At 72.9% G+C, this 13,811-nt stretch carries 17 protein-coding genes; 10 read left to right on the forward strand and 7 right to left on the reverse strand.

Annotation, left to right across the window (positions count from 1 at the left end; all coding sequences use genetic code 11):
• Window positions 1-2 precede the first annotated feature (2 nt).
• Both MKK54_RS08195 and MKK54_RS08200 read left to right on the forward strand, forming a co-directional pair.
• Entirely contained in the window at window positions 3-500 is a 498-nt protein-coding gene (locus MKK54_RS08195; protein WP_244010289.1) for a UPF0262 family protein, read from the forward strand.
• A gap of 180 nt (window positions 501-680) precedes the next feature.
• Complete coding sequence (locus MKK54_RS08200; RefSeq protein WP_244010290.1) at window positions 681-1,142, forward strand: low molecular weight phosphatase family protein; 462 nt, start codon at window positions 681-683, stop codon at window positions 1,140-1,142.
• Here the strand turns inward: MKK54_RS08200 and MKK54_RS08205 are convergent.
• Entirely contained in the window at window positions 1,120-1,983 is an 864-nt protein-coding gene (locus tag MKK54_RS08205) for a C40 family peptidase (RefSeq protein ID WP_244010343.1), read from the reverse strand. The genes MKK54_RS08200 and MKK54_RS08205 overlap by 23 nt on opposite strands.
• 375 nt (window positions 1,984-2,358) lie before the next feature.
• Here MKK54_RS08205 and MKK54_RS08210 point away from each other — a divergent pair, with 375 nt between their 5' ends.
• Window positions 2,359-2,724 (forward strand): hypothetical protein, encoded by a 366-nt coding sequence (locus tag MKK54_RS08210; RefSeq protein ID WP_244010291.1) that lies wholly within the window; start codon window positions 2,359-2,361, stop codon window positions 2,722-2,724.
• 25 nt (window positions 2,725-2,749) lie between these two features.
• Here the strand turns inward: MKK54_RS08210 and MKK54_RS08215 are convergent, their stop codons facing one another.
• The 6 genes from MKK54_RS08215 to MKK54_RS08240 all read right to left on the reverse strand — a co-directional run bounded on the left by MKK54_RS08215 (window position 2,750) and on the right by MKK54_RS08240 (window position 6,863).
• Entirely contained in the window at window positions 2,750-3,436 is a 687-nt protein-coding gene (locus MKK54_RS08215) for an SDR family oxidoreductase (protein ID WP_244010344.1), read from the reverse strand.
• A gap of 120 nt (window positions 3,437-3,556) precedes the next feature.
• A complete protein-coding gene (locus tag MKK54_RS08220; protein ID WP_244010292.1) occupies window positions 3,557-4,273 on the reverse strand; it encodes an MgtC/SapB family protein in 717 nt (238 codons plus the stop codon).
• A gap of 51 nt (window positions 4,274-4,324) precedes the next feature.
• Window positions 4,325-5,026: an orotate phosphoribosyltransferase gene (locus MKK54_RS08225; RefSeq protein WP_244010293.1), complete on the reverse strand. Its 702-nt coding sequence runs from the start codon at window positions 5,024-5,026 to the stop codon at window positions 4,325-4,327.
• Window positions 5,027-5,280: 254 nt separating this feature from the next.
• Window positions 5,281-6,195: an alpha/beta fold hydrolase gene (locus MKK54_RS08230; RefSeq protein WP_244010294.1), complete on the reverse strand. Its 915-nt coding sequence runs from the start codon at window positions 6,193-6,195 to the stop codon at window positions 5,281-5,283.
• Between the two features lie 85 nt (window positions 6,196-6,280).
• Entirely contained in the window at window positions 6,281-6,589 is a 309-nt protein-coding gene (locus MKK54_RS08235; RefSeq protein WP_244010295.1) for a BrnA antitoxin family protein, read from the reverse strand.
• Window positions 6,567-6,863 (reverse strand): BrnT family toxin, encoded by a 297-nt coding sequence (locus MKK54_RS08240; protein ID WP_244010296.1) that lies wholly within the window; start codon window positions 6,861-6,863, stop codon window positions 6,567-6,569. The genes MKK54_RS08235 and MKK54_RS08240 overlap by 23 nt, the downstream gene beginning before the upstream one ends.
• Window positions 6,864-7,175: 312 nt before the next feature.
• On the opposite strand from MKK54_RS08240, the gene MKK54_RS08245 reads away from it, so the two are divergent.
• The 7 genes from MKK54_RS08245 (at window position 7,176) to MKK54_RS08275 (ending at window position 13,808) form a co-directional block, all read left to right on the forward strand.
• Window positions 7,176-8,186: an AAA family ATPase gene (locus tag MKK54_RS08245; protein ID WP_244010297.1), complete on the forward strand. Its 1,011-nt coding sequence runs from the start codon at window positions 7,176-7,178 to the stop codon at window positions 8,184-8,186.
• An 86-nt stretch (window positions 8,187-8,272) separates the two neighbouring features.
• Window positions 8,273-9,130 (forward strand): DUF58 domain-containing protein, encoded by an 858-nt coding sequence (locus tag MKK54_RS08250; protein ID WP_244010345.1) that lies wholly within the window; start codon window positions 8,273-8,275, stop codon window positions 9,128-9,130.
• Between the two features lie 30 nt (window positions 9,131-9,160).
• Window positions 9,161-9,616: a DUF4381 family protein gene (locus tag MKK54_RS08255; protein WP_244010298.1), complete on the forward strand. Its 456-nt coding sequence runs from the start codon at window positions 9,161-9,163 to the stop codon at window positions 9,614-9,616.
• 4 nt (window positions 9,617-9,620) lie between these two features.
• Window positions 9,621-10,646, forward strand: coding sequence for a VWA domain-containing protein (locus tag MKK54_RS08260; protein WP_409564146.1), 1,026 nt, complete (start codon window positions 9,621-9,623; stop codon window positions 10,644-10,646).
• Window positions 10,643-11,572: a vWA domain-containing protein gene (locus tag MKK54_RS08265; RefSeq protein WP_244010299.1), complete on the forward strand. Its 930-nt coding sequence runs from the start codon at window positions 10,643-10,645 to the stop codon at window positions 11,570-11,572. Before MKK54_RS08260 ends, MKK54_RS08265 begins: the two co-directional genes overlap by 4 nt.
• Entirely contained in the window at window positions 11,572-12,480 is a 909-nt protein-coding gene (locus MKK54_RS08270) for a tetratricopeptide repeat protein (protein ID WP_244010300.1), read from the forward strand. Before MKK54_RS08265 ends, MKK54_RS08270 begins: the two co-directional genes overlap by 1 nt.
• Window positions 12,474-13,808, forward strand: a complete 1,335-nt coding sequence (locus tag MKK54_RS08275) for a hypothetical protein (protein WP_244010301.1) — start codon at window positions 12,474-12,476, stop codon at window positions 13,806-13,808. Before MKK54_RS08270 ends, MKK54_RS08275 begins: the two co-directional genes overlap by 7 nt.
• Window positions 13,809-13,811: the final 3 nt, after the last annotated feature.

Here is a 13,811-nt window from a genome sequence, read left to right on the forward strand (position 1 = left end):
TGATGTCCGGCGCGGCCAAATCCAGCGAGCCCCAATCGCCCCATCGCCTCGCGGCGGTCACCTTCGACGAGGAATCCATCGGGCGGGGCAACCCCGACCAGGAGCACGAGCGCGCCATCGCGATCTTCGACATCCTGGAGGACAACAGCTTCACGATCCCAGGCCGCGAGGGGCCCTACGCCCTCACCCTCGGCCTCGTGGAGAACAAGCTCGCCTTCGCGATCCGGCGCGAAGACGGCGAGCCGGTGATGACCCACCTCCTGTCGCTGACCCCGTTCCGGCGGGTGATCCGCGACTACGAGATGATCTGCGAGAGCTACTACAACGCCATCCGCACCGCCTCGCCGACCCAGATCGAGGCGATCGACATGGGCCGGCGCGGCCTGCACAACGAGGCCTCGGACCTGCTGCGCCAGCGCCTCGAAGGCAAGGTCGACCTCGACCACGACACCGCGCGCCGGCTGTTCACCCTGGTCTTCGCCCTGCACTGGAAGGCCTGATACCGTCTTCCGCTCGATCGAAGCGGAGTCGGTCTCGCCCAGCCCGCGCGGCGCCTGAGAGTCAGCCCGGATCCGCCATCCCGAAGGGAGCAAGCGGATTCGGTCTGAGCCGCGAAGTCCCGAGCCGGCACGGTCCGAGCCGCGATCCCTCCCGAAGCGCGAGGCTGAGAAGAAGATCGGATGGCGGACGCGACCGGCCCGAAGAAGACGCGCGTGCAGTCGGCCTTGTTCATGTGCAACTTCAACGCCGTGCGCTCGCTCGCGGCGGAGGCGATCGCGCGCCACTACTTCGGCAGGTCGATCTACGTGCAATCGGCCGGGGTCCGCTCCGGCGAGCCGGCCGACCCGTTCATGGTGGCGGCGCTCGACGAGATCGGCATCGACGCGGCGCGCCACAAGCCGCGCACCCTGGCGCAGCTGGAGGAGTGGGAGGGGCTGAACTTCGACCTCATCATCACCCTGGCGCCGGAGGCCCACCACGCCGCCCTGGAGCTGACCCGTACCAACGCGGTCGAGGTCGAGTACTGGCCGACCCCCGACCCGACCATCATCCAGGACGGAACCCGCGAGCAGCGCCTCGACGGCTACCGCGATGTCCGTGACGGACTGGTCTACCGGATCAAGAGCCGGCTGAAGGTGTGAGCCGCCGGATCGACGTCACCGGCCCGTAGCTCTTTTCCCGGATACGGGCGACGGCCTCGCGCACGGGCTCCACCGCCACCGCCATGTGGTGGCCGTTGGCGTGGATGAGCCGGGTGGCGTCGAGCATCATCCCGACATGGCCGCGCCAGAACACGAGATCGCCCCGTGCGAGCCCGTCGAGATCGGGCGGCAGCCCGTCCCCGAGCCCGCGCTCCTGCTGGTCCGCGTCGCGGGGCGCGGCCATCCCCCCCTGCGCGAGGCAGAGCTGGACGAGACCCGAGCAATCGAGGCCGAGGCTGGTGCGGCCGCCCCAGAGATAGGGCGTGCCGACGAGGCGCTCGGCGGTGGCGGCGTAGTCGGGTTCCACGGCGTCGACGGGCGCGCAATGGCCGGCGAAGACATAGCCGCCGGTGCCCAGCCGCAGGTAATCGCCGGTCTCCCCCTCCGCGCGGATGCGGGCGCCGAGGGTGAGATGGCCGGCGGCCGGCTGCTTCAGGTCGGGGCCGGGATAGACGAAGCTGCGCAGGGCGGTGACGCGATGGGTCGGCGCCGTGGGGCGGCCGAGGGCCGCCTCGGGCAGGTAGCCGACATAGCCGTCATGGGCGAACTGGACGAAGGCGAAGCCCTCCTCGGCGTCATAGAACGTCACCGCGTCGCCCATCACCGCCTCGGTCTCGAGCCCGGCATCGAAGCGCGGCGCGCGGGTGAGCGGGGCCGAGGGCACCACGACGCTGCGCGGTTCGCCCACGACGTAGCGCGCGGCCTCGACCCGGCCGCGCAGGCGCGCATCGGCGATCTCGGGCCGGGCCGGGACGAGGCGTGGGTCGGACAGGTCGCGCAGGGCGGTCGGCATGGGGTGACTATCTCCCGTCCCCAGCCACCCCGCAACCACGCGGATGCCGGGCGATCGCAAGGGGGCGGTTCGCCCGCCGGACGTCTTCAGGACAGCACCGCGTCGTCCTGGGGCCGCGCAACGCAGTCAGAAGCCACGATGCCGTCTCCCTGCCTGCGGATGAGCCCCTGCCGTGCTGTGGCATTTCGACGCCCGACTTTGCCTATCGGGTCGGCATTTCGCTTTTCAGGATGCAGCGCGCTTCGAGGAATCCGCGCGGCGCCTGATCGAAAATCCATCACGGAACCACGATGCACGGAGCGCACGGGCCGCCCGCGATTTTGTGCGATGCACAAACCTTCGCGGTGCGGTTATGGTCGGATGATGACCCAAGCGAGTCGCGCCGTGAAGAAGACCTCGAAATCCTTCCAGGATCTCCCGCCGATCCGCGTGCGACGCGAGCCGCCGACGATCCCCGAGGCGGTCGCCGCCGCGCAGGACCTCGCCGACGACATCGATCAGCAGGTGGAGATCGCCGCCGGCCTGATCGGCCTGCCGCCCGAGGCCGTGCGCGAGCACGTGGTCGCCGCCGCGAAGGCCAAGCCCGCGCCGGCCGCGCAGCGGATGCCCGAGCGCATCCTCACCGCCGCGAGCCCGAGCCGGGCGCCGCGCACGGTCATCGTCGAGCGCCGCACCCGCCCGCCCGTGGTGGTCGAGCGTCGCGGCCGCCCGCCGATCGGGCGGCCCTGAACGCGTCCGTTCACCATTCAGGGTCTCACCAGTCCAGGGTCTTGCCGGTGTAGTCGCGATAGGCCGTCCCGGTCTGGCCGAGATGGCCCTCGATCACGTCGGTGAGGCCGGTGACGCTGGTGGCGACGTCGATATCCGCGTCGGCCCCGCCCATCTCGGTGCGAACCCAGCCCGGATGCAGCAGCAGCACGCCGAAACCCGCCTCGTGATGGCGGATCTCGAAACTGCGCGCCAGGGTGTTGAGCGCGGCCTTGCTCGCCCGGTACGTCTCCCAGCCGCCGGATTCATTGAGGGCGACGCTGCCGAGGATCGAACTCATGAAGGCGACGAGGCCCTTCGGCGCCAGGCGGTCGAGGAAGGTCTCGGCGAAGCGCACCGGGCTGATCGCATTGGTCAGGTAGACCTGGGCGGCCACGTCGCGGGGCACGGCATGGGCGGGGTCGTGCGCCTGCGTCGCCACGCCCGCCACGACGAAGATCAGGTCGAAGCTCTGGCCGGCGAGGCGCCCGTGCAGGGCGTCCACGGCGGCATCGTCGTCGATATCGGCGGTTTCCACCAAGAGCGCGTCCGAGCTCAGGGCGGCAAGGCCCGGCGAGGCCGAGCGCTGCGTCGCGGTCACCCGCCAGCCCCGCTGCAGGAAAGTCTCGACGAGGCCGAGACCGAGGCCGCGCGAGGCCCCGACGATGAGCGCGTTCTTGCCAGATGCCATGATGTCCGTGTCCTCGAAACCTGAGCGGACTCGGCGCCCGCGCCTCGCAATTCGGAAGCGCCGGCGCCGCCGGCAATCCGCCCCGGCGTGAGCGAGGTGTGCCGACGCACGCAAGCTGGAGATTCAATCCGCCGTCTGCACCGACCAGGTGGCGTGCTCGATGCCGGGCATCCGCGTCAGGCCCGCCACCACGGCGTCGAGTTCGGCCCCCGCCACCGCCGTCGCCACCAGGGTCGCCACCACCTCGACGGTGTCCTCGCCGCGCTCCACCACCTCGATGCCGCCGACGGGGTACTGCGCCGCCTCCAGGCGCTCCACGAGGAGATCGCGCGCGGGGCCGGCGCCCTCGGCCTGCACGGTCACCTGGACCTCGTAGGTCGCCTCGGTCTGGCTCTCGTCGATGGGCGCGCGGTTGATGGCGTTGACCAGCGGCCGCAGCAGGGTGTTGCCGGCGAGCACGGCCGCCGTGACGAAGGCGGCCTCCAGGGGGAAGTCCGCCCCCGCGAAGGCGCCGACGGCGGCCGAGCACCAGAGGGTCGCGGCGGTGTTGAGCCCGCGCACGTTCATGCCCTCCTTCATGATCACGCCGGCGCCGAGGAAGCCGACGCCCGAGATCACGTAGGCCACGGTGCGGGTGCCGCCCGCCGCCCCCTCGAGGCGCATGCCGAGATCGACGAAGGCCGCCGCCCCCACCGCCACGAGGACGTTGGTGCGCAGGCCCGCCGTGCGCTGGCGGTACTGGCGCTCGGCCCCGATCAGGGTGCCGAGGCCGAAGGCGACGAGGAGGCTGACCGCCGAGTTGACGGCTTCGGGCATCGGCCCGGACAGGAACGGGATCATCGCCCTGCCCTGACGCCGTCCCGTGACGGGACCATGACGGTGCGGATCGGATCAGGCCTGCGGATAATCGGAGATGCCGCCATGCGCCGCCGACCACTTGGCCGGCTCGTGCAGGAAGCTCTCGACCTCGGCCAGCACCTTCGGGTCGAAGTGCCCGCTCTCCTTGGCCACCGCCAGCACGTCCCACCAGGTGGTGAGGTAGTGGAGCTGCACGCCGAGATCGGCCATTAGCTCGCGGCTGTTGGGGAAGATGTCGTAGAAGAACATCACGAAGCAATGGTCGACCTGGGCGCCCGCGTCGCGCAGCGCCTTGCAGAACATCGCCTTGCTGCGCCCGTCGGTGGCCAGATCCTCGACCAGCAGGGTCTTGGCGCCCTCCACCACCTCGCCCTCGATCTGCGCGTTGCGGCCGAAGCCCTTGGCCTTCTTGCGCACGTACTGCATCGGCAGCATCAGGCGGTCGGAGATCCAGGCCGCGAAGGGGATACCGGCCGTCTCGCCGCCGGCCACGTGGGTGATCGACTCGTAGCCGATGTCGCGCACGATGGTGGCGGCGGCGAAGTCGTTGAGCGTCGAGCGCAGGCGCGGATACGAGATGATCTTGCGGCAGTCGATGTAGACCGGGCTCGCCCAGCCCGAGGTGAAGGTGAAGGGCTTGTCCTGGTAGAAGTGCACCGCCTTGATCTCGAGGAGCATCTTGGCCGCCTCGCGGGCGATCACGGCGCGGTCGATCGGCAGGAAGGAGGTCGTCATGCGCGGGTTCGCTCTCGTGCGGGTGGCGGGCGCGAGGCCTCCGCACCCGGGAGAGACCGCGCATCCGCCTCAGGGGTTCTCCTTCCCGCCAACCGTCCGGGGCGTCAACCCTGGACGTCGCGTCGATCCCGCGCGACCGCTCGGGCCGCCTTCACGTCGGCGAGGACGGCGCCGACCGCGCGCGTCAGGTGTATCGGAACGCGACGCCGGCCCGGATGACGGGTCTGCCTGCGAAGGCACGGCCCGCGCTGCAATCACGCGAGGAAGCGCTCCAGCGCCGCCAGGGTCGCGGCGGGATTCTCCTCGGCGAGGAAGTGGCCCGAGGCGATCTCGGCCGCGATCGCCTCCGGCGCGAAGGTGCGCCGCCAGGCGGCCAGCGGCGTCTCCGGACCCGCATCGAGGTAGCCGTCGCCGGTGAGGATCAGGGTCGGGCAGGTCAGGTGACGCTCCGTCGCCAGGTCCGCGAGGTCGGCCTCGCGGTCGCGGGTGGCGCCAGCCCGGTAATCCTCGCAGAAGGCGTGGATGCGCTCGGGCACGGCCCAGGCCTGCCGGTAGAGGTGCAGGGCCGCGGGCGCGAAGGCGTCCAGGGATTTCCGATCGGACGCCTTGGCCCCGCTCCAGTCGCGCAGGAGCCCCTCGAAATAGGCGTCCGCGTCCCGGCCGATGGCCTGTTCCGGCCCCGGCGCAGCCTCGGCCAGGAAGTTCCAGTGCGAGGGCTTTCGCGGAGCGGCCTCGATCCGCTCCCACTGGACGAGGGTCGGCAGGATGTCGAGGAGGGCCAGCCGGGCGATCCGGCCCGGCTCGTCGAGGGCGAGGCGGTAGCCGATGCGGGCCCCCCGGTCGTGCCCGACGAGGGCGAAGTGGACGTGGCCGAGGGATTCCATCACCGCCACCACCTCGGCGCCAAGGGTGCGCTTGGCGTAGGCCCCGTGACGGGCATCGCCCTCGGGCGCTGCCGACCAGCCGTAGCCCTTGAGGTCGAGGCAGACCACGCGCCGGCGCTCGGCCAGCGCCGGCGCGATCCGGTGCCAGCAGGCATGGCTCTGCGGAAAGCCGTGGAGCAGCAGGACCGGGGGCGCATCCTCCGGCCCGCCGACGCGCGCGAAGAAGCGCCCGGCCGGGATGTCGATCCAGCGGGCGGCGAAGTCGGGGAAGAGATCGGTGGTCACGGGCGGCGCCTCCGGCGGGGGCCGGGGAAACGCGCGCCTGCGGCCGCCGGTTTCGAGAGCCCCGTCCGTGCGCGATCCTTCGCCTTCAGCCTTTCGTTTCGGTCTTCGCGGATTGGACGTCCATGTAACGCCGCAGAACCGCGTTCATGCGGGTCTGATAGCCACGACCACCCTGCTTGAAGAAATCGACCACGTCGCGGTCGAAGCTCGCATGAATCGATGTCTTCGGTGGAGGCAGGCCAACCGTGGCATGGGCCCACTCGTCCTCGCGGATCGTGGCAGGGTTCTCCGTATCCTCGGCGGCGATCCGCTCGATCTCGTCCTCGGAGACCGCTTTGAGGCTCGCCCAATCCGTCCTGTCCTGCGGCGGCTCAGCAGTCTTTCTGCCGGGCATCGTACAATCTCCTCTCCGTTCGGTTCGCGAGGCGGGCGGAGATGATCCGCTGCTTGCCGTCACGCGGGGTGAAGGTGATGTTCAGGATGACTCCGTTGAACGCGACGATCATGTTGAAGCGGGCTTCCCCATAGTCGCGCCGCCCGTCCTCCCGGATCAGAGCGAAGCGTCCATCGAAGGCTTCATCCAGACCGGCGAACCCAATGCCTCGAGTCTGGAGGTTGGCGTCGCTCTTCAGATCGTCCCAGACGGTGCGTTCGGCTTCACCCATCATCAAAATGTACATGAATACGTACATTGCGGAAAGCTCTCGTGGGCTCGTGTCCGATCGGTCTGACCGCCGGAGACATCCGCGCGGCAGCCCGCGAAAATGTGTTCGGGCAAGATGCCCGACGTCGCGCCTGCGGCCTCACGGATGCCGGCTCGGGATTGACGCCCGGCCCGCGCAGCGGGCACACCCGGCGGCTGTGGATCGCTTAAGAATCCGCATCGAGGAGACGCGCATGGACCGGCCCACCGTTCCTGCCCCACAGACGATCCGCCCGGCCGAGGCCAGGGGTTCGTCCGCCACGAGGGGTCCGTCCGCATGAGCGGCGCGGTCCTGAGCCAACGTCCGGCCGCCGATGCCCCGCCCGCGGACGCCACCCTGCGCGGGCGCATCCTGGCGCTGCGCGACGGCTTGCTGCACGGCCTCATCGGCGCCGACGCGATGGTGGAGCGCCTGCTCATCGGCCTCCTCACCGGCGGCCACCTCCTCATCGAGGGCGCGCCGGGGCTCGCCAAGACCCGCGCGGTCAAGCGCCTGTCGGACGGGCTCGACGGCAGCTTCGCGCGCATCCAGTGCACGCCCGACCTGATGCCCGCGGATCTGACCGGCACCACCGTCTGGCGCCAGGACGCGGGCGACTTCGAGTTCCTGGCCGGCCCCCTGTTCCATTCCCTCGTCCTCGTCGACGAGGTGAACCGCGCGCCGCCGAAGGTGCAGTCGGCCCTGCTGGAGGCGATGGCGGAGGGCCAGATCACGGTCTCGGGCCACACCCATCCGCTGCCCGACCCGTTCATGGTGGTGGCGACCCAGAACCCGATCGAGCACGCGGGCACCTTCCCGCTGCCCGAGGCGCAGCTCGACCGCTTCCTGCTGCACGTGCTCGTGGAGATGCCGGACGAGGCCGCCGAGCGCCGCATCCTCGACCTCGTGGAGGGCGAGCTGAACCACCATGCCGAGGCGATGCCGGTGCGGCTCTCCGTGGAGGAGATCCGCGCTGCGCGCGAGGCCGCCCTCAACGTCTACGTCTCCCCCGCGCTCAAGGACTACCTCGTGCGGCTGGTGGCGGGCACCCGCACCGACGCGGCGGCCCCCGATCTGCGCGCGGCGATCGAGCACCCGGCCTCCCCGCGCGGGACGCTGGCGCTGATGCTCGCCGGCAAGGCGCGGGCCTATCTGCACGGCCGCGACCACGTCATCCCCGAGGATGTCGCCGACCTCGCCGCCGATGCCCTGGCCCACCGCATCGGGCTGACCTGGCGCGCCGCCGCCGAGGGCCAGACCGCGCGCGGCATCATCCGGGGCCTCGTCGAGCGGGTGCGGGCGCTCTGAGCGCGACCATGGCCGCGCAGACCCGGGCCTCCGCCGACACCGACCCGCTGCTGGCGCCCGGCATCCACCTCTCGGGCGAGGCGCTCATGGGGCTGCGCCACCTCGCGCGGCGTGGGTTCGGGCCGGGCACCCGGACGCTCGCCGGCCTGCCCGGCGGGATCGTGACCCGCCGGCGCGGACGCGGCTCGGAGCCCGACGACGTGCGCCTCTGGTCGGAGGGCGACGACCGCCGCCACATCGACCGCAACGCCACCGCCCGCACCGGCATCCTGCACGTGCGCACCCATCACGACGAGCGCGACCGCGCCGTGGTGCTCCTCGTCGACCTCAGGCCCTCGATGCTGTTCGGCACGAAGCGCGCCCTGCGCTCGGTGGCGGCGGCCGAGGCCCTGGTGCTGCTCGGTTGGCGCATCGTCGGCGACGGCGGCCGTGTCGGCCTCGTGGCCCTGGGCGCGGGCGAGCCCGTGGTGGTGCGCCCGGCCAGCGGCGAGCGAGCGATGACGGCGGTCACCGGCGCCCTGGCGCTGGCCCATGCGCGCGCCCTGGCGGACGGGGCGACGCAGGACCCCGCCCTCACCGGGGGCCTGACCCTGGCCCAGAGCCTGCTGCCCTCCGGCGGGCACCTCGTCATCGGCAGCGCCCTCGACGCCCCGGGCGACGACTTCGACCACCTGCTCACCGTGATGGCCGAACGGCTCTCGATCCGCCTCGTCCTCGTCAGCGACGCCTTCGAACGCGCCCGCCCGCCCGGCTTCTACCCCTTCGCGACGCCGGACGGCCGGCGCGGCACCGTGCAGGCGAGCCGGGCCGACAAGGCGCCCCCGAGCGCCGATGCGCGCCTCGTGGCCTATGCCCGCCGGGGCATCGAGGGCCTGCGCCTCGATGTCGAGGCGGGTCCGGAGGCCTACGCCCCCCTGATGGAGCGCCTCGATGCGGTGCTCTAGGGGTTTTCACGTGAATCCGGGGACCCTCGCGTGACCGACGCCAGCCCGAGTCTCGACCAGCTGCGCGGCCTGCACCTGCCCGCCGAAACCGGGGGCCTTCAGGGCGCCGTGATGCTGGCCATCGCCCTCGGGTTCGCGGCCGCCCTGGCCCTCGGGCTCCTGCGCCTGCTGCGGGCCCGGCGGCGCGACTCGATCCGGCGCGCGGCCTTGCGGGAACTCGCCGCCGCCAACGCCCTGCCGCCGGAGCCGCGCCGCGTCGCGCAGGCCCGGCTCCTGCGCCGGCTGGCCCGCACCCTCCAGGGTGACGCGGCGGCGGATGCGCGCGGGGCGGCGTGGGGCACGGTCCTCGACCGGCTCTTCGCCACGACGTTCTTCACGCAAGGCCCCGGCCGGGTGTTCGCGGAGGGGCTCTACCAGCGCGGAGCCGCCGAGCCCGGTGCGATCGATGCCGAGCTGGCCCGGCTGTTCGGCCGGATCGGAGCCTAGAGGCATGCTGACGGGTCTTCTGCCGAACGGGCTCAGCGCCCTCCTCTCCGCCTTCGACCTCGCCAGTCCCTACGCCCTGCTGCTGCTGCCCCTGCCGCTGCTGGCGGCGCGGTTGATGCCGGCCGAGCGCGTCGGGGGCAGCGGGGCCCTGCGGGTGCCGGCCTCCCTGGTGGCCCAGGCCACGCGGGGCGACAGCGTGGCGGCGCGCGGGCGCGGGCGCGCCCTCCTGGTCTGGACCCTGTGGGCGGCGCTCGTCCTCGCCGTCTCGGGCCCGCGCCTCGTGCTGCCGGCGACCGCCCTGCCGGCTTCGGGCCGCGAGATCATGCTGGTGATGGACCTCTCCGGCTCGATGGAGCGGCGCGACTTCGACCTCGACGGCCAGACCGTGACGCGCCTGACCGCCGTGAAGCGCGTCGGCACCGACTTCATCCGCCGCCGGGCCGGCGACCGCATCGGCCTCGTGATCTTCGCCAACGAATCCTACGTCGCGGCGAGCCCGAGCTTCGACACCGCCACGGTGGCGCGCGCCCTGGACGAGGCCACGATCGGCCTCGTCGGCCGCTCCACCGGCATCGGCGACGGCCTCGGCCTCGCCCTCAAGCGCCTGAACCCGGCGGCTCCCGAGGCCGAGGGCGTGCCGCCGGCCAGCGCCAAGGTGGTGATCCTGATGACCGACGGCGCCAACAATGCCGGGCAGACCACGCCGCGCGACGTCGCCGGGCTGGCCAAGGAACTCGGTGTCCGGGTCCACACCATCGCGCTCGGGCCGCGCGACCTCTCGAACGCGGAGGGCGAGCAGGACGTGGTCGACACGGAGACGCTCAAGGAGATCGCCGACCTGACGGGCGGGCGGATGTTCCGCGTGAAGACCACGGACGACCTGGTCGCCATGGCGGATGCCATCGACGAGATCGAGGGCGGCCGCGCCAAGGCGCCCCCGGTGCCCCTGCGCAAGGACCTCTGGCCCTGGCCCGCCGCCCTGGCCTTCCTCGCCGCCGCCGGACTCCTCGCCGCGAGGCGCGTCGCATGAGCCTGCTCGACGCCTTCGCGCTGCTGCGGCCCTGGTGGCTCGCGGCGATCCCCCTGGTCGCCGCCCTGGCCCTGCGCGCGGCCTGGCGCTCGGCGCCCCTCGGAGACTGGGCCCGGGCCGTCGATCCCGGCCTGATGGCGCTGATGGCCAGGCGCGGTGCGGTGCTCGGCGGACGCCGGCAGGCGAACCTCGCCGCCGCGATCACCGCCGGCCTCGTCGCGCTGGCGCTGACCGGCCCGGCGGTCGAGCGGCCGGACGCCGCGACCTTCCGCAACCTCGACGCCACCGTGCTGGTGCTCGACCTCTCGCGCTCCGTCGCCGAGGGCGGCCATCTCAAGGACGTGCGCCAGGTCGCGCAGGCCCTCGCGGAGGCCGCCGGCACCCGCAGCGTCGCCGTGGTGGTCTATGCCGGGGACAGTTACCTCGCCGCTCCGCCGACCACCGACCGCGACGCCCTCGCCTCGATCCTGTTCGCCCTCGACGGCGACACGGTGCCCGACCGGGGCACGCATCCCGAGCGCGGTCTCGCGCTCGCCCGCCGCACCCTGGCGGAGGCCGGCGTGATCGCGGGCGACGTCGTCCTCGTCACGGACGGGGACGGCATCGGTGACGCCGCGATGCGGGAGGCGAGCGCGATCCGCGCCAAGGGCTGGCACCTGCACGGCGTGTTCGTGCCCGCCGGTCCCGGCCTGCCGGCGGGCTCGCCCAAGCCCGACCGGGGCGCCCTGGAGCGCCTCGCCGATGCGGGATCGGGCCGCTTCGCCGTCCTCGACAGCCCCGCCCCGGTGCTCGATGCGGTCGGCGCCAGCACGGCCCAGCACCTCGCGGCCGGTGGCTACACCGTGCTGGCCTTCGCCGATCTCGGGCGCTGGCTCGTGCTGCTGGCGCTGCTGCCGGCCCTCATGTTGTTCCGCAGGAGCGCCTGATGGCGATCGGCCCCCTGTCCGCCCGCCTGCCCGCCCTGCCGCGCCACTGGCGGCGCCGGGCGCGCCTCGGCGCCCTCGGGCTGGCGGGGCTCGCCATCCTGGGCCTCACCGCCACCGCGCAGCCGCGCACCGGCCTGGGGCGCGCCCTGATGGGGATCGGCCTGCCCGGCGCGGCCGCGTTCGTGCTCGACGATCCCGTCTGGCGCGGCCCCGCCTTGTATCAGGCCGGGCGCTACGACGAGGCCGCCGCCGTGTTCCGCGACGGCGGACGGCGGGGCAGCTACAACCTCGGCAACGCGCTCGCGCGGGCCGGCGACCTCCAGGGTGCGCTGGACGCCTACGACGCGGCCCTGCAATACAACCCGCGCGATGCCGACGCGCAGGCCAACCGCTCGCTGATCGCCCGCCTCGTCGACGAGGGTCCGGGCGATCCGGGCAAGGGCGGGGGCGTCGCCAACGCCACCGCGACGGTGGGCGCGCGCTACAACAAGACCTCGAACCAGGATCCCAACGACGACACGCAGGCCACTTCCACGGGCGATGGTCTGGCCGGCAACAAGGAGGGCGGCACCTCCTCCTCGACGCCGGGCAACAGCAAGGTCGCGCGGCGCGGCAAGGCCGAACAGGTCGCGGTGGATTCCGGCAAGGGCGAGGCGCGGGGCTCGGCCAGCGACGCGGCGGGGCGCGGCCGCACGGGGGCCGGCTCGGCCATGGTCGCGGCCGCGCCCGAGCGGGAGGCGCGCCGGGTGACGAAGAGCTTCGAGGCCCACGAGATCCGCCCCGACCGCCTCTGGCTCCAGACCCTGCCGGATGATCCGGGACGTTATCTCAAGCTGCGCCTCAAGGCGGAGCAGGCCGTGCGCGTGGAGGCCGGCACCGCCGTGCCGGGGGGAAGCAACCCATGGTGAGTTTGCCCAACCTCGTCGCCAGAACCCTCCCCCTCCCGCGCGGGAGGGTTCTGGCGTCGCGCCTGATCCTGAGCCTCGTCCTGCTCGTCCCCCTCCCCGCCCGGGCCGAGATCGATCCCGGCGACCTCACCCTCACGGTGACGCCGGAGCGCAACGGCAATGCCGATCCGTTCGCGCGCGAGATGGTGCTGCTGCGCATCCACGGGGTGTATCGGCAAACGATCCTGCTGGAGGAGGTGATTCAGCCCTCGCTGGCCAATTTCAGCTGGACGCAACTCGGCCGCGACACCTGGTCGAAGACCCGTCTGCCCGATGGGCAGGTGGCGATCGCCTTCGAGCGGGTGGTGGCGATCTTCCCGCACCATCCGGGCGACTTCACCATCGAGCCGTTCATCCACCGCCTCACCGTCAACGACGGCGGCAAGCGCCTCGTGGTGGACGTGCCCTCCGCCCCCGTGACCCTGCCGGTGGCGACCTGGACGAAGCCGGTCGGCGGCCCCGACGCCAAGGAGCCGTGGTGGCTGCCGGCCAAGGACGTGACGATCACGGACTCGTGGAGCCCCGACCCCGAGACGGTGAAGATCGGCGAGACCACCCGGCGCATCGTCACCCTGGAGGCGCAGGGCATGGTGGCCGAGGGGCTGCCGCCCCGGCCGGTGATGCGCACGCGCGGCATCCTCACCTTCGCGGGGCCCGTCACCCGCGAGACGATCATCACCCCCGCGGGTCCGGTGGCGCGGGCCACCTACCAGTGGGACGTGCGCCCCGCGATCGCGGAGATCATCCCGCTCGACGCGATCAGCATCCCGTGGTTCGACACGGTCTCGCGCACCCTGCGGGAGGCCGAGATTCCCGCCCGCCAGATCGGCGGCGGCCTGCCGGACCGGGAGGACGAGGCGAAGCCGATCCTGCCGGCCTCTCCCGTCATCGTCGCGGCCTCCGCCCTCTTCGCCTTCGGGCTCGGGCTGGCCCTCCTCGGCTTCGGCGGCGGCGGCACGGCGCGCCGGCGCCTCGATGGCCGCACCCGCCGGGCGCTGCGCCGGGCCGCGGCCGCCCGCGACGCTAAGGCGTTCCGGGCCGTCCTGGCGCCCGCCCTCCAGGGCGAGCCCGCCCTCGCGGAGGCTTGGCGCGCGCGCGCCGACGTCGCGGCGGCCCTGAGCGCCCTCGACGGCGCCCTCTACGCGCGGACCGCGCCGGATGCGCCGGCACCGGACCTCGATCTCGTCGGACTCGCGGGCAAGCTGTCGCGGCCGGTGACGATCGCGCGGGCCGCGCCGAACTCGACCCGCCTCGCCCCCCTCGACGGTCCGTCCCCCGCCGGTCGCTGAGCG

The organism is Methylobacterium sp. J-068, from assembly GCF_022829445.1.
GTDB lineage: Bacteria > Pseudomonadota > Alphaproteobacteria > Rhizobiales > Beijerinckiaceae > Methylobacterium.